General features: G+C 37.2%; 23 protein-coding genes. 7 read left to right on the forward strand and 16 right to left on the reverse strand.

The features are described from left to right. Window positions 1–261: 261 nt before the first annotated feature. On the forward strand, window positions 262–576 hold the full coding sequence (locus LS684_RS16485; RefSeq protein ID WP_233807538.1) for a PepSY domain-containing protein: 315 nt from the start codon (window positions 262–264) through the stop codon (window positions 574–576). A gap of 332 nt (window positions 577–908) precedes the next feature. Here LS684_RS16485 and LS684_RS16490 read toward each other — a convergent pair whose 3' ends face one another. After that, complete coding sequence (locus tag LS684_RS16490) at window positions 909–1,751, reverse strand: YtnP family quorum-quenching lactonase (protein WP_233807539.1); 843 nt, start codon at window positions 1,749–1,751, stop codon at window positions 909–911. Between the two features lie 123 nt (window positions 1,752–1,874). Next, complete coding sequence (trmB, locus tag LS684_RS16495) at window positions 1,875–2,513, reverse strand: tRNA (guanosine(46)-N7)-methyltransferase TrmB (RefSeq protein ID WP_233807540.1); 639 nt, start codon at window positions 2,511–2,513, stop codon at window positions 1,875–1,877. Between the two features lie 387 nt (window positions 2,514–2,900). On the opposite strand from trmB, the gene LS684_RS16500 reads away from it, so the two are divergent. Both LS684_RS16500 and LS684_RS16505 read left to right on the forward strand, forming a co-directional pair. Further along, window positions 2,901–3,071 carry a hypothetical protein gene (locus tag LS684_RS16500; protein ID WP_233807541.1) on the forward strand — a complete coding sequence of 57 codons (171 nt, stop codon included), beginning with the start codon at window positions 2,901–2,903 and terminating at the stop codon, window positions 3,069–3,071. A 112-nt stretch (window positions 3,072–3,183) separates the two neighbouring features. Next, window positions 3,184–3,462: a YtzH-like family protein gene (locus LS684_RS16505; RefSeq protein ID WP_233807542.1), complete on the forward strand. Its 279-nt coding sequence runs from the start codon at window positions 3,184–3,186 to the stop codon at window positions 3,460–3,462. Here the strand turns inward: LS684_RS16505 and LS684_RS16510 are convergent. The 5 genes from LS684_RS16510 to thpR all read right to left on the reverse strand — a co-directional run bounded on the left by LS684_RS16510 (window position 3,459) and on the right by thpR (window position 9,428). Further along, complete coding sequence (locus LS684_RS16510; protein ID WP_233807543.1) at window positions 3,459–4,244, reverse strand: phosphotransferase family protein; 786 nt, start codon at window positions 4,242–4,244, stop codon at window positions 3,459–3,461. The two genes, LS684_RS16505 and LS684_RS16510, sit on opposite strands and share 4 nt — an antisense overlap. Window positions 4,245–4,513: 269 nt before the next feature. Further along, a complete protein-coding gene (gene pulA / locus LS684_RS16515) occupies window positions 4,514–6,655 on the reverse strand; it encodes a type I pullulanase (RefSeq protein ID WP_233807544.1) in 2,142 nt (713 codons plus the stop codon). Then, window positions 6,642–7,625 (reverse strand): diacylglycerol/lipid kinase family protein, encoded by a 984-nt coding sequence (locus LS684_RS16520; protein ID WP_233807546.1) that lies wholly within the window; start codon window positions 7,623–7,625, stop codon window positions 6,642–6,644. The genes pulA and LS684_RS16520 overlap by 14 nt, the downstream gene beginning before the upstream one ends. A 21-nt stretch (window positions 7,626–7,646) precedes the next feature. Continuing rightward, window positions 7,647–8,630: a nuclease-related domain-containing protein gene (locus LS684_RS16525; RefSeq protein ID WP_233807549.1), complete on the reverse strand. Its 984-nt coding sequence runs from the start codon at window positions 8,628–8,630 to the stop codon at window positions 7,647–7,649. Between the two features lie 231 nt (window positions 8,631–8,861). Further along, complete coding sequence (gene thpR / locus LS684_RS16530; protein WP_233807551.1) at window positions 8,862–9,428, reverse strand: RNA 2',3'-cyclic phosphodiesterase; 567 nt, start codon at window positions 9,426–9,428, stop codon at window positions 8,862–8,864. A 215-nt stretch (window positions 9,429–9,643) separates the two neighbouring features. Between thpR and cysK the strand changes: the two genes are divergently transcribed. Together cysK and LS684_RS16540 are read left to right on the forward strand one after the other, a co-directional pair. Next, window positions 9,644–10,576: a cysteine synthase A gene (cysK, locus tag LS684_RS16535; protein ID WP_233807553.1), complete on the forward strand. Its 933-nt coding sequence runs from the start codon at window positions 9,644–9,646 to the stop codon at window positions 10,574–10,576. Between the two features lie 176 nt (window positions 10,577–10,752). Then, window positions 10,753–11,316 (forward strand): glutathione peroxidase, encoded by a 564-nt coding sequence (locus tag LS684_RS16540; RefSeq protein WP_233807555.1) that lies wholly within the window; start codon window positions 10,753–10,755, stop codon window positions 11,314–11,316. A 460-nt stretch (window positions 11,317–11,776) separates the two neighbouring features. On the opposite strand, the gene pepV is transcribed toward LS684_RS16540, so the two are convergent. The 4 genes from pepV to LS684_RS16560 all read right to left on the reverse strand — a co-directional run bounded on the left by pepV (window position 11,777) and on the right by LS684_RS16560 (window position 16,167). Continuing rightward, window positions 11,777–13,195: a dipeptidase PepV gene (pepV, locus tag LS684_RS16545; protein ID WP_233807557.1), complete on the reverse strand. Its 1,419-nt coding sequence runs from the start codon at window positions 13,193–13,195 to the stop codon at window positions 11,777–11,779. A gap of 12 nt (window positions 13,196–13,207) precedes the next feature. Continuing rightward, window positions 13,208–14,221: a potassium channel family protein gene (locus LS684_RS16550; RefSeq protein ID WP_233807558.1), complete on the reverse strand. Its 1,014-nt coding sequence runs from the start codon at window positions 14,219–14,221 to the stop codon at window positions 13,208–13,210. Between the two features lie 81 nt (window positions 14,222–14,302). Then, on the reverse strand, window positions 14,303–15,460 hold the full coding sequence (locus tag LS684_RS16555; protein WP_233807559.1) for an ABC transporter permease: 1,158 nt from the start codon (window positions 15,458–15,460) through the stop codon (window positions 14,303–14,305). Then, window positions 15,457–16,167: an ABC transporter ATP-binding protein gene (locus tag LS684_RS16560; RefSeq protein WP_233807560.1), complete on the reverse strand. Its 711-nt coding sequence runs from the start codon at window positions 16,165–16,167 to the stop codon at window positions 15,457–15,459. The genes LS684_RS16555 and LS684_RS16560 overlap by 4 nt, the downstream gene beginning before the upstream one ends. 497 nt (window positions 16,168–16,664) lie before the next feature. Between LS684_RS16560 and LS684_RS16565 the strand changes: the two genes are divergently transcribed. Beyond that, entirely contained in the window at window positions 16,665–16,886 is a 222-nt protein-coding gene (locus tag LS684_RS16565; protein WP_233807561.1) for a DeoR family transcriptional regulator, read from the forward strand. A 92-nt stretch (window positions 16,887–16,978) separates the two neighbouring features. Here LS684_RS16565 and LS684_RS16570 read toward each other — a convergent pair whose 3' ends face one another. Together LS684_RS16570 and LS684_RS16575 are read right to left on the reverse strand one after the other, a co-directional pair. Beyond that, window positions 16,979–17,698 (reverse strand): pseudouridine synthase, encoded by a 720-nt coding sequence (locus tag LS684_RS16570; protein WP_233807562.1) that lies wholly within the window; start codon window positions 17,696–17,698, stop codon window positions 16,979–16,981. A gap of 11 nt (window positions 17,699–17,709) precedes the next feature. After that, window positions 17,710–19,326: a putative polysaccharide biosynthesis protein gene (locus LS684_RS16575; RefSeq protein WP_233807564.1), complete on the reverse strand. Its 1,617-nt coding sequence runs from the start codon at window positions 19,324–19,326 to the stop codon at window positions 17,710–17,712. A gap of 192 nt (window positions 19,327–19,518) precedes the next feature. On the opposite strand from LS684_RS16575, the gene LS684_RS16580 reads away from it, so the two are divergent. Further along, the gene (locus LS684_RS16580; RefSeq protein WP_233807566.1) at window positions 19,519–20,790 is read left to right on the forward strand and encodes a BaiN/RdsA family NAD(P)/FAD-dependent oxidoreductase; all 1,272 of its coding nucleotides are present in this window, start codon (window positions 19,519–19,521) and stop codon (window positions 20,788–20,790) included. Window positions 20,791–20,816: 26 nt separating this feature from the next. Here LS684_RS16580 and LS684_RS16585 read toward each other — a convergent pair whose 3' ends face one another. The 3 genes from LS684_RS16585 to LS684_RS16595 all read right to left on the reverse strand — a co-directional run bounded on the left by LS684_RS16585 (window position 20,817) and on the right by LS684_RS16595 (window position 22,121). Further along, window positions 20,817–20,999: a sporulation protein Cse60 gene (locus LS684_RS16585; RefSeq protein ID WP_233807567.1), complete on the reverse strand. Its 183-nt coding sequence runs from the start codon at window positions 20,997–20,999 to the stop codon at window positions 20,817–20,819. Window positions 21,000–21,117: 118 nt separating this feature from the next. Next, window positions 21,118–21,621, reverse strand: coding sequence for a CBO0543 family protein (locus LS684_RS16590; RefSeq protein ID WP_233807568.1), 504 nt, complete (start codon window positions 21,619–21,621; stop codon window positions 21,118–21,120). Between the two features lie 194 nt (window positions 21,622–21,815). Further along, the gene (locus LS684_RS16595) at window positions 21,816–22,121 is read right to left on the reverse strand and encodes a rhodanese-like domain-containing protein (protein WP_233807569.1); all 306 of its coding nucleotides are present in this window, start codon (window positions 22,119–22,121) and stop codon (window positions 21,816–21,818) included. Between the last annotated feature and the right edge of the window lie 226 nt (window positions 22,122–22,347).

Consider the following 22,347-nt stretch of genomic DNA (forward strand, 5'->3'; position numbering starts at 1 on the left):
AAGGTACCTTGGTCTTTTTTTAGTTCTTTATAGATCTAGGTTTAATAGCACTAGGTTGATTGGAACGAAAGGTGCGTTGACTCCTGCGGGATTAGCGTGCGGTGGGCGAAGCATCCTTTAGTGGAAATCCATCTTCCCAATTTTTGTACAAATGTTTCCAAGAAACGAACCTTTGCATTACAAAGAGCCACTTAGCATGATAAAATAAAGAAATCAAGGTAGGGATCGTTCCTGAGGTACATAAAACGCGAGGTGATGAGAATGAATTGGAAATCATTGATGGTAGGAATAGGAATTGGTTTTGTTAGTGGCTATGCAACAAAAGAGCTTCTTCAACAAAATACAAATATATCCCCAGAAAAGGCTTTAGCTACTGCAAAAGCTTCCTTCAAAAAGCTGGGACCTATCAGTGGATCATGGATTCACATGAAGACAGAAGCGTATGAAGTTAACCAAATTCAACATCAGGTTTATAAAGGCGGCATCTCTCGAACATTTGACGATATTACAGAACAATATGAATTTATTGCCGATGCACGTACAGGCACAATCATAGACGCTTATCCAATTGGGTAGACACTACACGTGACAACTCTAGGCTGGAGGCAAACTCAAATTGTTTGAGTTTGCCTCCAGCCTTTTGCCTTTATTCGAGTTCCACCGGCTTAAAAAACCTAGCCTAGGGATTGGAGCAGTAATCAACATGCTGTTACCAAATCCTAATAGTGATGAAGAAGATTACGATTGACTCATCATTCAGCAATGTACTTTTGGAATTTTTATTATTATCTCCCGTTTAGAAAGCCAAACCAGGGAATTGGAATTGGAGCGATAATCTCCCTTTTACCTCTATTCTCTAACCCCAAAGGATAATAAAATGGACATTCACTTTAGACTTAGCTCTACTGTTATTTCATCTTCCTTTCAATATTTTCAAGGACTGATCCTTCTTCATCCCATTTAATTGCACGATAATGAGCATCATGGTAAAACGTAAACCAGGCTTGCTTGCTTCTCCCGTACTCCATCCATTCTTGCTTGGCACTAATAGAATCCATTGGATAATCATCATACGCCATCACCCATAGCACATGCTCATGAGCATGTGTTGGCATTAGGTCTGCCATATGGATAACAACTTGATCTACTTGCTCTATTAACAGAATCGAATGCCCATCACTATGTCCCCCAGTATGCACCATCTTGATCTCTCCTAGAGACCATTCTCCCTCAAATGGGGTAACCTGATTTTCAATTGCTTGCCAATTTTCTTTCCAATATGTATTTCTTGAGCGAATATTAGGCTGTCTCATTTCTTCCCATTCTACTTTTGATGTAATAATCTCTGCATTTGGAAAGGTTGATACATATTCCCCATTCACATAAGTAGTCAAACCACACGCATGATCAAAATGCATGTGAGTCATTAATACATAATCAATATCATGAAAGGTGAGACCCATATGTGTAAGATTATTTTCTAGCTCTGATTCTTCAAATACTCCGTAATTTCTCTTTTGTTTTTCAGTAAGCTTTCCTTTACCTATACCAGTTTCAACGAGAATGTTTTTCCCATTCATTTGAATTAGAATTGGATCGGTACGTAATTCAATTTGATTCTGTTCATTTACAGGGTATTTTTTTGACCATAGAGGTTTAGGTACCACACCAAACATTGCTCCTCCATCTAAATGTGTAACACCGCCGTTTAACCAAGTTAGTCTAATCCCTTTCAGTTCTAAAACTTCCATATCCATCTCCCTTTCTTTTCTTTATTTTACCATTAAGATAGAGCGAGAAAAAATATGAAAAATGCTAAAAAAGGTATCAAGAGACTCTACTCTCGATACCTTTTATCGACCATATGAAAACGGTTATTTGTATCTGACTTCACTACGGTAAATTCTACTACCTTTAGCTGAGAATTTTTCTTCATATTCAGTCATAATATTTCCTTCAAAATCACTGCTATGAAGATCTAAGCTAACGAATGTTAATAACAATCCATACTCTGAAAAGCTCATTAAAGATGATTCAAATAAGCCTTGGTTATCTGTTTTAAAATGAATTTCACCTTGGTCGACGAGAACATCTTCGTATATTTTCAAGAAGCTTTTATATGTTAAACGACGTTTAGCATGACGTGTTTTTGGCCATGGATCAGAAAAGTTCAAGTATACTCGGCTCACGTCTCCTTTTGCGAAATACTCGAGTAAGTCCTTTGCATTCACATTCATTAGTTTAACATTTGGTACATCTGTTTCAATACATTTATCTAGCGCAGAAACAATGACACTTTCATAAAGCTCAATGCCAATATAGTTGATATGTGGATTCGCATTTGCCATTCCTGTAACGAATTGCCCTTTACCAGTTCCGATTTCAATATGCAATGGATGTTCATTTCCGAATAACTCATTCCATTTACCTTTATACTGTTCCGGTGAAGCAATCACATATTGAGGGTTTTGCTCCAGCTTTTCCTTCGCCCAAGGTTTATTTCGTAATCTCATTTCGACACTCCTAAAAATAATTTATCTCTATTTCAGATTTCTTAAGTTCTACCAAACACTTTGTAGATGTTCCAGTTGAAGCTTCTAATTTAAATGAAGAGATCCCTTTTTCTCCATCGTTTCGAGTATTAATAAGCTAAGACCCATCTTATCCTAAAAAACAATATCATGCAAAATCTGTCGATGCAACCCTAAATTTGTTTAATTCAAAGCATTTGAAAGGATCTCTTCGAAATCAAACGACAGCTAGTAATGAAAACGCAATCATCACTACATATCCATTCATTTCAGACTATTTCATCTATCTTGCTATTTTCTAATTGAGAAGCAATTTGATACCGTTAAATATGTAATGATTGCCGGGAAATTAAATAGGAGCTGATTGGATTGCAAACATTGAAGAAAGTACTAGAAACTACAGCAGAACTAGGCATTGTAACAGCTGTTGGTTTCATGTTTGTTGGGTATAGCTTAACCGTATATCCTTATGAAAAATGGAAGAATAAACAATATTCATCAAGACCATATTCAAGAGTAGGATCACCGATAGAGGATTAACCGTTATTTCTTTTCCATGAGGTATAAATAAAAAAGGAATTCACAACCTAAATGTGAATTCCTTTTTTGTTTGCATTAACAATATAATGGACGTTACGAAAGGGTGTGTACCATGCCGATTAGCAATCAAGATCAGCTTAATTTATTGACCGATATATTAAACAACCATCAATCAGACTGTTGTGGATCTGTTTCTGAATGTGAACAATTAGAACGTTTAGTGAAATCTTTAATAGCCAATTCTCGTATCAACAATAATGTAAAAACCATATTAGAGCAGGTGTATAGCTATAGTCAAGATGGCATTAATTCCAGTAACCTTGACCAGCACATCGAGACAAATCAACATTCATTATCTAACTGGGTAGAAGAAATCAATCAATACTCCTAGCCTGTGGATTGTAAATGATCTGATAAAAAATGTACCCAATGATCCATTTCCTGAAAGCGTTCTTTGCTTTTATACCACTGTATAGAAGTAATCGTCTGTGCGATCACATACCACTTCATACGTAATGCTAATTGATCAGTTAACTCCAGACCATAGCGATTGAGCCAGCTTCTCCATTTGTTTTTAGGGATATACCAGTAAAGAAGCATTCCCAGGTCAATCGCAGGATCTGCTATCATGGCCCCATCCCAGTCGATCAAATACAACTGGTTGTCTTCAGAAAGCAGCCAGTTGTTATGATTGACATCGCAATGACATACCACCAATTCTTTACAATGTAAATGAACGACTTCTTTCTTTAAAAATTCAATTGCTTTCTGTATAACTGGCTGATCCATTAATTCTGAATCTAATTGCTCTTCTAATACGTGAAGAAGCATTTCTGGAGAGAGTGGTGATTTTCCAAGCCTTGTTAGCATACCAAGTAGCGGCTTTGAACGATGAATTTTTTTTAGCAGCCTCGCCACACGTTCGTTATTCATTTCAGGAGGCTTTAATTCTCTGCCATCCAACCATTGCTGAGCTGTTATGACATCGCCATTTTCCAATCTTTTCGTCCACACTAGCTTAGGAACAATCCCTTCAGCAGATAGAACCGCTAGGAAAGGCGATGAATTTCGCTTTAAGAAGAGCTTCTGATCTTCATGTAAAGCTATAAACGCTTCCCCAGTTGCCCCGCCAGCAGGAACAATCTCCCAATCTTGTCCAAATAAATGTTCCAAATTGGTTCACCTTCAATTTATGACAATTTCCATTCTTATGCACATTAAAACTTTACTATATGATTGGAATGAGAGTTTTTAGCTGTACTCGTCCAATCGAGAATAACCATATTAATATTAATCTTACAAATTTCTTTTATTTATTCAGCATATTGAAGCATTAGAATAAAAAAGACAGCTATTGAAGTAAATAGAGATACAATAGCTATCCTTATAATTCTATCCTTTATATGTTTTTTTCGTCAAGTATATCTAATAGATAGAAACCGCTATTTCGCTAAAATATATGCACTACATGCTTCTATCGTTAATCCAGGGCTAGAAACTTGAAGGGTTGTTTGGCTATTTGCTTGCTTGTTATTCGCTAATACATACCAATTTCCTTTTGGAAGTTGAATTTCTTTTGTAACTGTAGTTGGATTAAAGATAATCAAAAGGTCATTCCAATCTCCATATTCCCCTACCTCCCTTAAGCCAATTCCTATGACAGGCTTTGGTAAAGGCAAAAAGTGCAGATGCTCTCGAATTTCTTTTGCGCTAGCAAATCGAAATGCTCGGTGAGACATTCTGATATCAATGATCCCTTTTAAATACGCTACATTCTCGGCGAAAATAGTCTTCCTATCCCAATCTAATTGGTTTATTTCATCTGGTGATTGATAGCTATTTCCGACACCCTTTTTCGTACGAAAAAACTCCTGTCCGCTGTGGAGAAAGGGAATGCCTTGAGAAAGAAGAACCATTACCGAAGCTAGCCGATGCCTCTTTCGGTTTAGCTCATCCTCATCCGGAAAACAAACAGTTAATTTATCCCAAAGAGTGTGATTGTCATGAGATTCCACATAATTGACCGATTGAAAAGGCTCTGAAAATAGCCCCTGTTCCCGCTTGTCGATTCCTATGCTTCCTGCTAATACCTGCTTTGCTGACTCATAGTAGGATTCATTACCTAAGCAATAGCCTCTATCATAAATATTAAAGGTACTCCCTTTAATTGCATCACGAAACCAATCGTTAAAATGACCAATTCCAATCAGCTTCTCTTGATTTCGAATGCTTGCTTTTTTTTCTACTGGCAATGGCGTATTTAGATCCCAGCCCTCACCAATAATTAATGCACCTGACTTATGGCGTTCTACGATCTTCTTCACTTCATTCATCGTATCAATATCTAAAATTCCCATTAAATCAAAGCGAAAACCATCAATATCATATTCCATTAGCCAAAATAAGACAGAATCTAAAATAAATTTCCTAACCATCTTTCGTTCGGAGGCTATGTCATTTCCAACGCCCGTTCCATTTGAAGGCATGCCATGCTCATCATGACGAAAGAAATAGCCCGGAACCACTTTTTCAAAAGTGGATTCCTCTCGAATGTAGACATGGTTATACACAACATCTATAATTACACCAATTCCTTGTTCATGTATTACGTTTATAAGCTTCTTCAACTCGACAATTCTAGCATACGGGTTATTTGGATCACTCGAATAGCTTCCATCAGGAGTATTAAAGTGGATTGGATTATAACCCCAATTGTATTCTTTCGAACTAGTTAATTCGTCTATCCCTCCATAATCATTTACCGGTAACAGTTCGAGATGGGTGACCCCTAGCTCTTTTACATAAGATAAACAGGTCGCACTACCGTCTACTCCAACCGTATCGATTTCAGCAGCACCTAAAAATAGGCCTTTTTGCTTCACTCCGCTTTTTTCATGAACGGTAAAGTCTCTAATATGTGTTTCATATATAATTGCATCTACAGGAGATTTTAGAGGTGTAATTTGCTTTTTTTCTACAGCTGTTTTCTTTAGGTCAACCACTACTCCAAGCTTCCCATTTGCAGTAACAGCAACAGCATATGGATCATTTGCCTCTCGCCATTCTAAATTGATGCAAACCAAATAAGAATACAGATACCCCTCTAAGTCTCCAACAACCTCTTTCTGCCATACCCCTTTATCATGCCTTTTCAACTCCACTGGGTCTTGAGGCTCCCCCAAGGGAGTGACCAATTTCAATTTTACTTGGGACGCAGTTGGCGCCCATATCGTAAAAATAGTTTTGTCCTTGTAGTGGCTAACCCCTAATCTCCCATCATAATAAAATGAAGCATCAAATTCTTCCGTACGTATAACCGCCCCAATTTGAAGATCTGTTTTCCCACCGTGTTCCTCTTCTATCCAATAAGTGGTTCCTATTTCTAGCTCTTGATCTAATTTACAAATATATTTGATCGAATCGGATAATTTAATGACCCTTTCGATTTTTACAGGAAAGTTAGTTGTGTCATTTACGATTGTAAATTTAGTAGAGTGTCCATTGTGATAATCATATGGAAGAAGAATCGTCATAAGGTTCATCTTGTCTAAATATGCATAAAAATCTCGTTTAATGGAAATCATGCTCGTTAGCCTCCTTGATTTCCCCCTTTTTTGCCTTCACGTTGCCGATAACAGACACCGCCCTTGGCTTTACTTGTATTTCTACTGGGGTGCACCCTAGATGTTCACCATCTACATGAACCAATTGTGGTACAGATGTTCGAACAGTGATTCGTTTTCCTGTTAGACTCTTTACCTCATTAAAGACAGTGTGTCCACCCCAAAATACACTAATAAACACAAATAATAGCTTCAACTTAGATAGATTATCAACCACTGTAATGTTTAATATGCCATCAGTCGGAGAAGCTGTTGGAGATATCATCATCCCACCTCCGAAATATGGTTGATTGGATACCGTGATAAACCAAACGGACGGAAAGACATATGCCTTGCCATCCACCACAACTTCCATTGAGCTACACTTAAAGGTAAAAAGCTTTTTAATCAATATATAGGCATAGACGAGACTCCCTAGAGAGTAACGGTTAAGCCGTTTTTTCATGGGTGATCGGTTTGCTTCATAGGATATTAATGCATCGAATCCAACACCTAAATTGTTTATAAAAGAAGTGTTTTCATTAGAAGAGCTAATTACGTTTCCAATATCAACAATGCCCTCACCCTTAACAATCGAATCAATCACATAGCGAAATGCCTCTAATGGTTTATTTGGGAAGCCAAATCCTCTTGAAAAATCATTCCCAGAACCAGCAGGAATAAAACCAATTCGAGCTTGTCTTTCGTTCGACATTCCATTAATAACTTCGTGAATCGTTCCATCTCCGCCTACTACAATAATGAATAAAGGATGGTCCTCCACTCTTTTTAGCAACTCATAGCATATTTCCTTCGCGTGTCCACGATATTCTGTAAAATAGGCAGCATACTGTATTTGATTTGTCTGTAGTTCTCCCTCCACTTTGTCCCAAACCTCTTGACTATAGCCGTTCCTTGCAAGTGGGTTCACAATAAAATAGAGCTTTTCCATAATATCAGCCCTTTATTCTACTTATAGATCATCAGATATTTCCCATTCATAACGTTTAATACTAGTTGTTTGGCAATATTGTAGCAAGGCTTGAGCGGCTTTTAATTGGGTATGCTTCAGTGGTGTACGGTTTGAGCGCATAGCCTGAAACCATTTATCATAGCTTCTTCTTTCTACGAATTGCACATCATACGGTGCTGTCGGATAATCAATATAGCCTGTTCTGCTCATTACTAACTTCTGAATCGGAAGATCAATTTCATATGTTTCAAAGATTTTCCGGACAATTTTTTCCGTTCTATTTAGTGAAAGAAGAGGATTCAATACTTTCTTTTCTTCATCTTGATATCGTTTTAACCAAAACCGTTCCTTAGACCCAATAAATACAGCTGATTGCTCCTCTTCTACAAACGATAAACAAATCGCCTCTGTTGGACTAACAATAATAATATCTACCTCTACAGGTGCCTGTTGTAGAAGAAAAATCGGGTTATACATTATAAGATATGTATCAGGAAACCTTTGTAGAAAATAATTTAACTTTTCGTCAAATAAATATTTTTTATTTAAGAAGGATTTTTCCGTTAATGTTGAGCTTGCCCACTTTAACTGAAAACGAAGGAGCTGGTCTAAAAATTGCTTCTTAAGTTCCTCTAGAGACTCTGGAACAACAGGAAAAGTAGTTGAAAATTTCAACCCACGATCTGCCATCTCATCTTTTGCTTGGTCTTGATCCATAACAATCATATCTTCTAGAATTTCATTTTCTCGTTTCCGTAATTTTAATAGACCCTTCATTTTACTTAGTAGAGGTTCTTTCTCCTCTTCAACCATTGATAATTCCTTTCTTTGTTCTTCTGCAAGAATATCTAATTCATCATTTTCCCAGGCATTTTGAATATTGTTCCATTGCTGCCTCTTTAACCTCACAAAACGAGAAGGATAAAGAAATATATTCTGTTCATACCGAGAAACATAGTCCTCTAATTTGATCAATTGTCCCATCGCTAAATGCCCTGCCTTGTCCAATTTGTTTTATACAATTCCACTCTTTGAAATAGTTTCAAACCTGTATCTTCGTTCAAACATATTGTGATAACATAAAATGTTAATGAATGAATGGTTTTCGAATTGAGCCTATAATTAACAGGCTCTATTTCTTATATCGAATCATTTTGTAGAATTTGAATGTTTGAATGAAGCAAATTTACTCTAATGGACAATGTGCAACTTCACTTATCGAAGTGAAAAAACATGAATCTCTTCGTATTTTGGTGTCTTCTCCATGTTTGTTTGATAGAGCACAACTTCTTCCGCTTGAAATAACAGACAATCTTCCCAAGAGAAGTTGTTCAGCTTAAGCTCGATTGGTGGAAAAGGTTCATCCTTCGTCCAATTTCGTGCGAGTGTTAAGTGGGGCTTATAAGGTCTTGTTTCAAGTAAGAAACCCACTTTTTCACAGGTAGTAAACACAGAATCCCTTAGCTCTGTCAGTTGCTGATTCTCAACAACATCTCCATAAAAAACCCTTGGAGAGTCCTTTCTTCCAAAAGTAGCGAATTGCTCAATTTGCAAGGTAAATTGGTGATAATTGAAAACAGTTTGCTCTACTCCACGAATCGTTTGGTGTAATTGTGCTGTTGTTGCATTTCCAAGAAAGGCAAGCGTAATATGGTAGTCATCGGGATGAACCCAGCTACGGAATATAAGCTCTGTCTTAATACCCTCAACAAGGGTTGCCAGTATTTTTTTCGTTTCTATTGGAATTTTAACCGCTAGGAAATAATGTTTATTCATGTTCATGGTGAACCCTCTCATTTATCTAACTATATTTTAACAAATTACAACCCTAGGAGATATGTGATATACACTATTATTCCATAAGAGTTGATTGGAATCGTTCGTTTTCTGTATGATACAGATAGAAGCTTATTAAGTAGGATGTATTTTATCGAATGACAATAAACATTGTCGTATCAAATAAAGCCATATGTAAAACCTTGAAAGGAAGTTGGAATATGAAAGTAGTACAAAATATAGCGGAGCTGATCGGTGATACTCCATTAGTAAGATTAAATCATATTGCCTCTAAGAATGGCGCAACTGTTTATGCAAAGCTTGAATTTTACAATCCTAGTAAAAGTGTTAAGGATCGCGCGGCATTTAATATGATTATGGAAGCTGAAAAAGCAGGATGGCTAAAGGAAGGCTCGACTATCATTGAACCGACGAGCGGTAATACAGGAATTGGCCTAGCGATGAATGCAGCTGCACGTGGATATCGTTCCATTCTTGTTATGCCTGACACGATGACTCAAGAGCGAATCAATTTGTTAAAGGCTTACGGCGCTGAGGTTGTTTTAACACCAGGGGATGAAAAGATGCCTGGTGCGATTAAAAAAGCGAAGGAGCTTGCAGCAGAGATTCCGAATAGCTTTCTCCCGATGCAATTTGAAAATCAAGCCAATCCAGATGCGCACCGTAAATCTACTGCACTCGAAATCATTGACGGAATGAAGCAAATTAATTGTTCCCTTACAGCATTTGTAGCTACAGCTGGAACAGGTGGTACTATTACTGGAACAGGTGAAGTGTTAAAAGAGACTTATCCTGATCTACAAGTCCATGTTGTTGAGCCCGCTGGTTCACCAGTACTCTCAGGTGGCAAACCAGGCAAGCATAAGCTTGTAGGAACTAGTCCTGGGTTTATCCCAAACATTTTAAACCAAAAGGTATACGACGAAATTCATTTAATTGAAGATGATGATGCTTATGAAACGACGAGGCGTTTAGCTACGATGGAAGGATTATTAGTAGGTCCATCATCTGGAGCGGCATGCTTTGCAGCTTTAAAAGTAGCAGAGCGACTTACACCGTCTGATACGGTTGTGTTTATTGTTTGTGACACAGGAGAAAGGTACCTATCAAGCGATCTATTTAAATTTGAATAAGACTGTTTATTTGGGGTTTGCATACATTGCAGACCCCTTTCTTATATTCAAATCACAACTTTTACACTGTACAAAGCATTTAAATTGGACGAATCCGTACGTATCGATATAATAATAATAATTAAACTAATTCTAAAGTCTTAGTTATATTTTACTATATATTAGGAGGCTTACATATGAGCATTTATGGTTTTTCAGCAACAGCAATGAATGGTCAAGTCAAATCTTTAGCTGAGTACAAAGGAAAGGTTGTCTTAATTGTTAATACTGCTGGAAAGTGCGGGTTTACTTACCAATATGAAGACATGCAACGTTTATATGATCGATATAAAGACAAAGGATTTGTTATTCTTGGCTTCCCCTGTAACCAATTTGATAAACAAGAGCCAGATTCCAATGAGAAAATTCAAACAAACTGCTTGTTAAACTATGGAGTGAGTTTCCCGCTATTTCAAAAGGTAAAGGTGCGCGACGAAGGTGCACATCCATTATTTGAGTATTTGTCACACACGAAACCATTTGAAGGCTTTAATAAATTTCATCCAGTTGCCAAAATTCTTTTGCCTTTATTAAATGAGAAGCATCCAGAATATTTAGCTGATGATTACTCCATTAAATGGAATTTCACCAAATTTCTAATTGATGTAGATGGCCAAGTGATGAAACGCTTTGAAAGTACAACAGACCCGATTGATATGGAGGAAGATATCGAATCATTATTAGAGAATGTAGCTGTTTAATATATCTTCTTAATAACATGGGATCGAGATTGGGTTTCTCGGTCATGGACGGTTGATTTCCACTACAGGATGCTTGGCTTTCCGAGGGGGGAGATGAACCTCCTTAGCACGAAAGGCACCCTGCTGGGTCATGCCTGTCATGCTTATCCCTCGGGAGTCCATGCACCTTCCGTTCTAATCAACCTAGTGTTCTGAAACCGAGATACAAAATAGACGTAAAAAGAGACAATAAGCAGTTTTTTCATTATCTAGCTAATGCTCCTGCAGAGTCTCAGAAACAATTCTTACAGGAGTATGAAGTCTCCCACCTTTAATTCAATAACCTTGGTAGAAATTCAACACTGAGGTTTAACACAGAATATAAGAAAAAAGCTTGCGAAAAAAATTCACATGCTTTTTTATAGTTAAAGACCATTCCTATTCACATATAATGCAAATGTACTTACATATACAATTCTTGTTACTTTGCTAGCTCCGCAATTGCTTGAGCATAGATGGCAGTCGCCTTCAGTAGATCTTCAACAACCATATATTCGTCCTTTTGATGAGCGATATCTGGTCTTCCTGGGAATAATGGACCGAATGCGACGCCTGATTTCAATGATCTCGCATAAGTCCCACCACCAATGGAAAGGAGCTCTGCTTTTTCACCTGTTTGTTCCTCGTACACTTTTTTTAGTGTTTGAATAAGGAAATCATCTTCATCCACATGATGTGGCTTTGAATCTGAGAAATTCTCAATTCGATAACCAATCTCTTCCAATAATTTCTCTAACATTGCCTTTGTTTCATCCATATCGTTTGTTACAGGGTAGCGAAGATTGATGCCTAGTATACCACCTGTTTCCTGTGTATAAGAAAGCTTGCCGACATTCATTGTTAAGTCCCCTGTAATATCATCTGAATAGGCTATACCTAACTGGTGCCCACGGGAATTTTTAAAGAAGTATTTTGTAACAAATTGAAAATATTGTTCTGCTTGCTTATCCATTTTCTGCTGTGAAAGGAAATGAGCTAAATAAAGGCCAGCATTTCTTCCATTTTTCGGCTCCATTCCATGAGCAGAAATTCCTTCCACCTCAAGAATCAATTCACCATTCTCTACATAGCTTTTTCCTGTTAAACTTTGTTCTTTAAGATAATCCTGGAATGCTTGTACCACTCGCGTTTGCTCTGTTGATGAGACAAGTGCTGCTTTTGCAAAATCAGGTACCATGTTGTATCTTCGACCAGCAGCAAACGTTTTTACGATTGCAGTATAGTCATTTTCTTGTTCTACTTTCAGCGGTTCTTGAACAATGTCAAAGTCTGAAATCCCTTTTTCTGCGTAAATTATTGGGAAATCGGCATCTGGAGCAAATCCCATCGTTGGCATTTCCTCATGCTTAAAATAGTGATCAACACAACGCCAGTTACTTTCCTCGTCTGTACCAATTATCATACGTACTCGTTTATTTAAAGGTACACCAAGCTCTTTTACAATTTTCATTGCATAGTAAGCTGCCATTGTCGGGCCTTTATCATCAATCGCACCACGTGCATATATGTTTCCATCACGAATTTCTGCTCCATATGGATCACTAGACCAGCCATCTCCTTCTGGAACGACATCCACATGGCAGAGAATCCCAATGCTTTCTTCACCCTGTCCAAATTCTAAATGACCAGCTAAATTCCCTACATTTTTTGCTAAAAATCCATCCTTCTCCCCTAGCTGTAGCATAAATTCAAGAGCTTCTTTTACCCCTTCTCCAAGAGGAGCATCCGCAGTCGCACCTTCTTCATCAAGTACACTTTTTATTTGAAGTAGCTTTCGTGTATCTGCAAGTAGTTCGTCTTTTCTTGTTTCAACTTCCTGCATCCAATTGATATTTGACATCTATTTTCCTCCTTATTTTAAAGCCGTGAGCCTTTCATATGTTTCACCATCACATATTATGTACAACACTGCATTTTCATTAATTGGCTCATCTAAACGCTTATTAATGTTCATCTGCTCTCGATCACTAATAAGTGTTGCTCCTTGCTCTAGTAAATCATTAAATGCATCTCGATACGTTCTCCAATCAGAGCGAGCTGAAATCCGATAAATATCGGAGCCAATTTGCCTACTCATTAATTGAGAATATAGGGTTGTGACACCTTTTGCAAGCACGGACTGAGCAGCCATTCTTGATATCATTTCATCCGACACGATAAATTCGTCTACCGATACATATTTAAACAGCTCGGTATGCTTTTCGACTAACACTTCTACTGAAATATGTAGATCTCCAGCTAATTTTTCAATCGCAGTTGCAATTAATAAGGATTTCCCATCTGCTAATTGGCTGTCATCAATCGAGTCATCTACAAAAATTATGACACTTCTAGAATTCTCGATGTTCGCCATTTTCAATACTCTTTCATCGGAGGCATCCCCTTGAACAAAGTGAACCCGATCATGTTTGACTGGTGTTCTTTCTTGGGCTGAAATGATGACAATCTCCACCCTGTCTTCCGCTTGCAGAATTTCATCTAATGCATACTCTGCCTTCTTTGACCAACCAATAATGACTACATGCTCTTTCCCTTTATAGCTCATTTTGCCCTCCTCTTGGTTCAAACGAAATTGAGCTAGAAGATCAACTAGCTTGCCTATAACTACTCCAATTAAGCCAATTCCAAACAAATATAAGAAAACAGCGTACACTCGACCACCAACTGTTACAGGGAAATAATCACCGTACCCAACCGTTGTTACCGTAGTCATAACCCACCAGAAGGAGTCAAAATAACTAGGAAATGTTTGAGGCTCGATCCATTTCATCATACATGTACTAAAGCCAACGAGAAATAAACTAGCTGAAAAAATAAACCGGTTATTTAAGGAGAGCAGCTTCCTTAACAATCGAAATATGATCACATTTCCACCTCCCTTATTATTAGGGTATCAAACGAAAGCTCTTCCTACGAATAAATTTTTCATAATTCTTTAGAAAAATTTTTAATATAAGACAATCCTCAAAATAGAAATGAAGAATACGAAGGAGCTACCGATCGTAGTTAGTGTCCATACCATTTTCCTTTTAGCAGAATAATAGCTTTCGTGCTCTTTATATTTTACTGATAACGGATGCATTACGGTAATCTTTTCAAAGATCAATTCCAGCCAATAAACCAACATTAAGACCATTAGAGCAAAAATTAGTCCTTTCATCCACAATGGAGGAACAACTATTATTGCCACTAGGGATACCGAGCATGTTTGAAGATAGGTCAGCCAATAGGAGCTGTTACGCATAAATACCTTTAGAAAAAGTTCCACCATCCCTTTAACTGGTGTACGATTTCGTTTAAACATCCTTTTCGAATTTCGATATAAAAGCGGCTTTTCACTTGAAGGTGGCTTAACTTTTTCAATATCGAATGATAACTGGTAGATAAACTGGATATATTTTAGCTTCGCTTCTCTTTCAATCGATATTTCTAGTGGAATTTCTCCCTTATAATTGGCAAGGTTCATCGTTCTATGAAGGGAAATCGCGAATGTTGTTATCGTTACAATTGTACTTAACCAAAATTCTCTTTGTTGTACTAAGAAATACATCGCTCCTAGAATTTGGCCGATAATGATAAAGGATATAATTGACACGATTATACGTATGAATTTACGCTGAATTTTTTTAAGTTCATATTTAATTGTCACTATAAACCAATTTAACCCAATAAAATAAAATAGATAAATGGCCCACTCAATTGGAACGAAACGATAGTAATTTAATAAAATGGGAGAGATTATTCCATATAGAATAACGACAAAAATCGTCTGCTTGCAGATTGCAAGCAAATAAGCTAAACGCTTCATTCGAAGGTAAAGCCCTTGATTTTTGACAAGAAAGATTTGATCCGCTTCTTGCAAATAGCTTCTGAGCATACCGTTCCACATTAATATATATACAGCACATAAAACCGTAAGAAGGGGAACTCCTTCAATCCAACTTGGTGCTTCGTTCCACCAGCTATCATATTGGATAGTAACAAACACCATAATTGGAATGAGTATATATACGACAATCGTCCAGTCTGATATCGAACGGAAAACCTCATACTGAAACTTCAGGTCGTTTTTTATTCTTCTTGTCAACAGCTTACCAGCACTCATATATCTTTACCCTCTGCAATCTCATGAAAGCACTCATATAAAGAGCCTTCAGGTAGATTACACTGATCCCTTATCTCCCTTAGGGTACCCGCAGCTGCAAGCCGTCCATTATGGATGAGCAAAAACCGGTCACAAACCTTCTCAGCTGTATCAAGTACATGAGTAGACATCAGGATTCCTGCTCCTCTTTTCCGCTCCCTTTCAATCGAAGCGAGGAACAGCTTCATCGCATTCGGATCAAGTCCAATAAACGGCTCATCGATAATATACACGGAAGGATTGGTAATAAGAGATAGAACTAGCATCGCCTTTTGCTGCATTCCTTTAGAATAGGTATTAGGCAGTTTATGTGCATGATCTGATAATTTGTATTGCTCTAGAAGCACTTCTGCTTGCCTACGATACATCCCCTCATCTAAGCCTTCTATGGCAGCAATAAAGTCTAAATGCTCCCATAATGTCAATTCATCATAGAAGATTGGGCGTTCAGGTATGTATGAATACTTACTCTCCTCCTTGAAGGTAATCGTACCTTCCATATTCTGAAGCAGTCCTAGAATGGACTTAATTGTCGTACTTTTTCCTGCACCATTTTGACCAATAATCCCTATTAATTCACCCTGATTAAGAGAAAAAAGGATACTTTCTATAATTGCCTTCCCTTTCTCATAGCCTGCATGATGTATATCTACATTTAATAAAGTCATAGAAACGCCTCCCACACTTTTATACGAATGAAAGGAGAAAAAGTTTGATTTTCTTTGCAAAGTCATCAGGCAATGATTCTAATTTACCGATAGTAATGAAGCAGAGAGAAATGTTTATGCATATAATAAAAATAGAATTAATTCTGATTCGTATCGATTTGTTAAAATATACCTGTACATTAAATAGAAAATTCTAAATAAATAATCATATTCATACACCCTTCTCTCATAGTTTTTTAAATAAGGAGGCGTGAAAATAACGGAATCATTTTCTAAATTGATATTAATATTTTGTAAATTTAATTATTTTCCTAGAAATTATTTGGCAATAAGGGTACAATATTGGTAAAGGTAAGACATCTAGCCAGACATACATAACTTGAAAAGGGGTTGTCTGTGGAAAAGAAAACTACATACCTTTGAAGGATACCCTTCAAATTAACTCGTCGGCTGCAGGTAATTGTCACAGGTTTGAAAAAAGGATAGGGAGTGGTTCTTTGAAACCTTCAACTAACCGGATGTTAAACCGTATCAAATCCGTCTACTTGTTTATAAATAATCACGGAACAGTTACTACTCAAGAGCTTGTAGAGGAATTTGGAATAACTCCTCGCACCATCCAAAGAGATCTAAATGTCTTAGCCTATAATGATCTTGTCACCAGTCCAAGTCGTGGAAAATGGACAACAACCGAAAAAAAAGTAAAAATGACTTCCTAATATAAGAAAAGAGACACCCGCTTGTTTGAGGTGTGTTCTGCTTAAAAATTGATTATACTAAAAAGAAAAATCGCCCGATTGCGTGGGCGATTTTAGTTTGCCTCATATTCTATTAACTGCTGGATTTCCTCATCTGTTAGCTCTCGATATTCCCCTAGCTCTAAGCTCTCATCCAAACTCAATGGCCCCATAGTTAGGCGTTTTAAGTAAATGACTTTTTTCCCTACTGCTTCAAACATACGCTTCACCTGATGAAACTTTCCTTCTGTAATCGTTAACTCAATATCGGATCTTATTCCTGACTTGATAATTTTTAGATCCGCAGGTTTAGTTACATATCCATCGTCTAAAGTGACCCCTTTTTTGAATGCAGAAATATCCCCTTCAGAGACTTCTTGATCAATAACAGCAAAATAGGTTTTGGGAACATGCTTTTTCGGTGAAAGCAAGCGGTGAGATAATTGACCATCATTTGTGATCAGCAATAAGCCTTCTGTATCCTTATCTAGCCGCCCTACAGGAAACGGTGAATACACACTGTCTTCAAACTCTAATAAGTCAACGACCGTCTGGTCATAAGAATCCTCTGTTGCTGATATGACACCAGGAGGCTTATTCATCATTAAATAGATAAACTCTTTATATTCGATGACTTCTCCGTTTAACGTAACTGTGTCATCCTTTGGATTCACATGCAGCTTTGCATCTTTTACAGGCTGGTCATTTACTTTCACTGCCCCATCCTTTAACAGCTTTTTCACTTCTTTTCTGCTACCAAATCCTAAGTTGGCAAGCATTTTATCAATTCGCATGTAATCCCTCCTTAAATTCGTAAGCGCAGCTTACTAACTATTCTCTCTGCTCGCTCACCAAATAGGAAATAAACAAGCCTTGATTTAATTGCTAGATAGAAATAAACAGATGCACCAATCGTTGCACAAATTGCGATTATGATGAGAGATTGCAACTTCGTTTCCGGAGACAAAAAGATTAGAGCTCCTTTGTAGGTAATCCACGTTGCAATAAACATACAAAGGTTAAAAATGATGATTAATAAACTTCTTCTATATACAAGCTTGAAGGGATATCTAGCAAATGTTCGAATCACAAAAAGATTAATTAAAATTGCGGCTACATACCCAAGAGCAGTGGCTAGCACAGCACCCTTTGTTTCTAGAAGTTTAATCAATGGAATATTTAAACTTAGCTTCACAAGCAACCCAACTAATAAGCTTAGTATGGTAAATCGTTGCTCATTTATTCCCTGTAGAATAGCTGCGGTGACCGTAAATAGGGCAAACAATATCGCAACCGGTGCATAGACCTGTAGGACCTCTGTTCCTAAAGGCTTATGTTCGTAAAACAAGGTATACATTGGCTCGGCAAGTAAAGCCAAGCCTACAACTGCAGGTACGGTCAAAAATAAGAGCACCTGAAAAGTTTGGTTCAATTGGAGGTTTAAACTTTTTCGGTCTTTTTCTACAAATGCTTTCGTTATACTTGGAACTAATGAAAGCGAGAATGCCGTTGCAAGTGAAACGGGAATAATCACTAATTTATGTGATTCAAAATTTAATATACTGAAGGCAAAATCTGCCTGTCTCGCTAAGCCAATGTCCACCATAGCACGGTTAAACGTTAACGTATCTACTAATTGAAAAAGTGGATTGGCAATCCCAACAAAAACAAATGGAGCTGCATAGACGATAATTTCTTTATACATTTCACGTAAAGAAATTTCAGCAGTACCCTTATCTTCAAGAAGTAGCTCATCTAAGTAAGGCTTCCTCTTATACCAATACCAAAATAAAATGAACAAGCTACCAATCGCTCCAACAAAGGCAGCAAATGTAGCCACACTAACAGCGGTCACAATGGAACCATTCATCCAGTTAAGAACGATAAATGCACCTGCTAATAGAAATACAATTCGAACAATTTGTTCTACAACCTGTGAAACAGCTGAAGGCCCCATTGATTGGTGCCCTTGGAAAAAACCACGAATTAAACTCATAAATGGAACAACAATCAACGCAAAGCTAACCGCTCGAATAACAGTAACAACGTCTTCCACACTTGTAATTTGGTCTTTATCTTGAATAACCATCTTCGCCAAGCTTGGAGCGGAAAAATAAAGAACGAGAAATGCAAGAAATCCAGTTGCAAGCATGACAAGCAAACCAGATTTAAAGAGCTTTCTACCCACTGCATATTCGCCTAGAGCATTGTATTTTGAGATAAATTTCGAAATAGCTAGTGGCACACCTGCGGTCGCAATACTAATAAAAATGGTATATGGCACATAGGAATACCCATAAAGAACGGTTCCCTCGTATCCCACAATCGCATAAAAAGGAATAACATAAAATAGGCCAAGAACCTTTGAAAGCATTGTTCCAAATGTCAGAATAAAGGTTCCTCTTAATAACTTTGAAGACATAAGATCCCTCTCTAAATATGTTCCAAATTTACATAAACCATATTGATTTTTTTACACACTAATCATAGTTTACTCTTCTTTAAGACTGAAAGCTACTTTCTATTTAAAAAATCCTCATTTCTCCTGCAAGCTTTTCAGCTTCTATGGAAATGTTTATAATAAGGTGAATTGATTGAAGAAGATGGTGAAAAAATGAAATACGATGTAATTATTATTGGAGGCGGTCCCTCTGGATTAATGGCCTCCATTGCGGCTGGAGAACAAGGAGCTAAGGTGCTCTTAATAGATAAAGGAAGTAAACTTGGAAGAAAGCTTGCCATATCCGGTGGTGGCAGATGTAATGTAACTAACCGGCTACCTATCGAAGAAATTATTAAGCATATTCCAGGAAACGGCCGCTTTTTGTATAGTGCCTTTTCTATTTTTAACAACGAAGACATTATTTCTTTTTTTGAAAACCTTGGAATTCAATTGAAAGAAGAAGATCATGGGCGTATGTTTCCTGTTACTGACAAAGCACAATCAGTGGTGGATGCACTAATCAACAGGTTAAAAGAACTAAAAGTAGACGTAAAAACAAACACACCCGTTAAGGATGTTCAATATGTGAATGGTTCCGTGTCAGCCATTATCACAGAATCCGGTCAATATTATGAAACAACCTCCCTTGTAATTGCGGTCGGCGGAAAATCTGTACCTCACACTGGTTCCACAGGTGACGGATATGCGTGGGCCAAAAAGGCTGGACATAGCATTACTGAGCTATTTCCAACAGAAGTTCCGGTAACTTCAGCAGAAGGGTTTATCCGAGATAAAACATTACAAGGACTTTCATTACGAAATGTTGCTTTAAGCGTTTTAAACCCAAAAGGGAAAGCACTAATCACTCACCAAATGGATATGATTTTCACACATTTTGGGATAAGTGGCCCTGCCGTATTAAGATGTAGTCAATATGTAGTGAAAGCCATGAAAAAATGGAACCTCAAGCAAGTAACGATGAATTTAGATGTCATACCTTCTAAAAAGGAAGAGCCTTTGTTCCAAGAAGTCTATAAATTAATCAAAGAAGAGGATCCAAAGAAAAGCATCAAAAATATTCTAAAAGGAATATTACCTGAAAGATATCTCTTATTCTTACTCGAATCTAATGGAATCGATCCGCTCGCGAAAGGTGCAAGCTTATCACAAGATAAAATTAGAGCTTTTGTAAAAAGCTGCAAGCAATTTCAATTCACCGTAAATGGAACTCTCTCACTTGAAAAAGCCTTCGTTACAGGGGGGGGCGTATCAGTTAAAGAAGTAGAGCCTCAGACAATGGGGAGTAAGCTAATGGATGGGTTATTTTTTTGTGGAGAAATCTTGGATATTCACGGCTACACAGGAGGATACAATATAACGTCTGCCTTAGTAACCGGCCGGTTAGCAGGTACCAATGCAGGAATTCTAGCTAAACAAACTTAAGTTAATGCGTGCCTGATGGAATACCATCAGGCACGATACATGACCATTGCTGTAAAGCAATAGATTTGTTCATCCTTCTCCTCCCGTAACGCTGCTACATTGAACTTAATATCAATCAGCTTACGCTCTTCAATTTTCTGCAAAAAATGATTGATTTCTTTTTCTAGATCCTTTTCATGCTCACAATCAAACAGCTTCACTTTAACCAAAATCGTTCTCCCTCTCCACGACTCCATTTTTCTACATTTTTTACAGAATTTTTGATTTTTAATCCTAGTCTTATTGTTTTTCTACTGAGAGGCATCACGTAATAATGAATGAAAGCCGTTATTTAATGGGAACATCAAAGAGCTGAATTAATGTAATGATGATAATAATAGACAGAAAATAGGTGGCTAGTGGCTTTTTCGTATGAAGCCTTATCATTAAAAACATGGTTGTATAAAAAAAGATCTCCATCCAATATTTATATCCATGCATTAGCTCTAATCGATTAAATGAGAGAAATAAAGCCTCTGTAAGTAAGCAGGCAATTACCCATTTTAGTACATAGATTCCCTTTTTCTTTCGTTCTACTTCATTCGGGAAATTGGTAAGAAAAAGGAGAGCAACAATTGGTAAAATAATAAAGCTATACAACAAATCTGTCATAATATGATTTTCAAAGAAATCCGCATTATATTTCCAAAGCTTATAATCCTCTGTTAGACAATTATAAAGAAGATTACAGGTAGCTATGTATAATAAGGTGCTGTGATAATCTTTCCAGCCCGTAAGTTGACCTCTCTTTATCAAACCTAAACATAATAGGATGGCTAAAAGCACATGCATATATGGCTTCCTTTCAATGAAAAAATTTTATATAGTTAAATTATTTCCATTTTTGTTCCACCTTACATAAGGAAAAAAATGTAAGTGTCATCAACCCTATAAACAAAGCTAAAAAAATAACAAAAAGGATGGAGAGCATCCTCCCATCCCTTTTGTCATTTCTTACAAAGCATTGTTGATTCATCTTCAATAGGTTACTTAACTTCACCATTCCAATCTAGCATACCACCGACCATATTGACGACCTTATATCCTTGGTCTTGTAGGAAGTAACAAACATTTCCACTGCGGTTTCCAGATCGACAAATAAAAATATACTCTTTCTCTTTATCGAATTCCTGCAAGTTTTCAGGAATCGTTCCCATTCGAATATGCTTGGCTCCTGGAATCATACCTTGTTCTACTTCTTCATCCTCACGAACGTCTACTAGCTCAAGCATTTCTCCAGCCTTTAGCTTTTTTTCTAACTCATCCGTTGTAATCGTTTTAATCGGCTCCATCAATAACACCCTTTCAAACATATACTTATTTTAATCTAACTTTTTACATGTTACATCACCGCTAAAGGAAAATCCATCGTGTTGCCTGATTTTTTATACTAGACTGCTTCCATATGCCTTGTCATTAATTTCCAAATCCCTCACGCTACAAGTTGGTTCAACTGGGGCTGTGTTCATATGAGCCACTTGGTTCATATGGCTTTAATCTCCTAAAGGATATAAAAAC

It is taken from the genome of Cytobacillus spongiae (assembly GCF_021390075.1).

Coding starts and splice junctions, on each gene's coding strand:
- thpR (WP_233807551.1), bottom strand. CDS start 9,428: ATGAACATGAATAAACATTATTTCCTAGCGGTTAAAATTCCAATAGAA.
- cysK (WP_233807553.1), top strand. CDS start 9,644: ATGAAAGTAGTACAAAATATAGCGGAGCTGATCGGTGATACTCCATTA.
- pepV (WP_233807557.1), bottom strand. CDS start 13,195: ATGTCAAATATCAATTGGATGCAGGAAGTTGAAACAAGAAAAGACGAA.
- trmB (WP_233807540.1), bottom strand. CDS start 2,513: ATGAGATTACGAAATAAACCTTGGGCGAAGGAAAAGCTGGAGCAAAAC.
- LS684_RS16580 (WP_233807566.1), top strand. CDS start 19,519: ATGAAATACGATGTAATTATTATTGGAGGCGGTCCCTCTGGATTAATG.
- LS684_RS16555 (WP_233807559.1), bottom strand. CDS start 15,460: ATGAGTGCTGGTAAGCTGTTGACAAGAAGAATAAAAAACGACCTGAAG.
- LS684_RS16595 (WP_233807569.1), bottom strand. CDS start 22,121: ATGGAGCCGATTAAAACGATTACAACGGATGAGTTAGAAAAAAAGCTA.
- LS684_RS16570 (WP_233807562.1), bottom strand. CDS start 17,698: ATGCGAATTGATAAAATGCTTGCCAACTTAGGATTTGGTAGCAGAAAA.
- LS684_RS16560 (WP_233807560.1), bottom strand. CDS start 16,167: ATGACTTTATTAAATGTAGATATACATCATGCAGGCTATGAGAAAGGG.
- LS684_RS16490 (WP_233807539.1), bottom strand. CDS start 1,751: ATGGAAGTTTTAGAACTGAAAGGGATTAGACTAACTTGGTTAAACGGC.
- LS684_RS16590 (WP_233807568.1), bottom strand. CDS start 21,621: ATGCATGTGCTTTTAGCCATCCTATTATGTTTAGGTTTGATAAAGAGA.
- LS684_RS16540 (WP_233807555.1), top strand. CDS start 10,753: ATGAGCATTTATGGTTTTTCAGCAACAGCAATGAATGGTCAAGTCAAA.
- LS684_RS16485 (WP_233807538.1), top strand. CDS start 262: ATGAATTGGAAATCATTGATGGTAGGAATAGGAATTGGTTTTGTTAGT.
- pulA (WP_233807544.1), bottom strand. CDS start 6,655: ATGATTTCCATTAAACGAGATTTTTATGCATATTTAGACAAGATGAAC.
- LS684_RS16505 (WP_233807542.1), top strand. CDS start 3,184: ATGCCGATTAGCAATCAAGATCAGCTTAATTTATTGACCGATATATTA.
- LS684_RS16575 (WP_233807564.1), bottom strand. CDS start 19,326: ATGTCTTCAAAGTTATTAAGAGGAACCTTTATTCTGACATTTGGAACA.
- LS684_RS16520 (WP_233807546.1), bottom strand. CDS start 7,625: ATGGAAAAGCTCTATTTTATTGTGAACCCACTTGCAAGGAACGGCTAT.
- LS684_RS16525 (WP_233807549.1), bottom strand. CDS start 8,630: ATGGGACAATTGATCAAATTAGAGGACTATGTTTCTCGGTATGAACAG.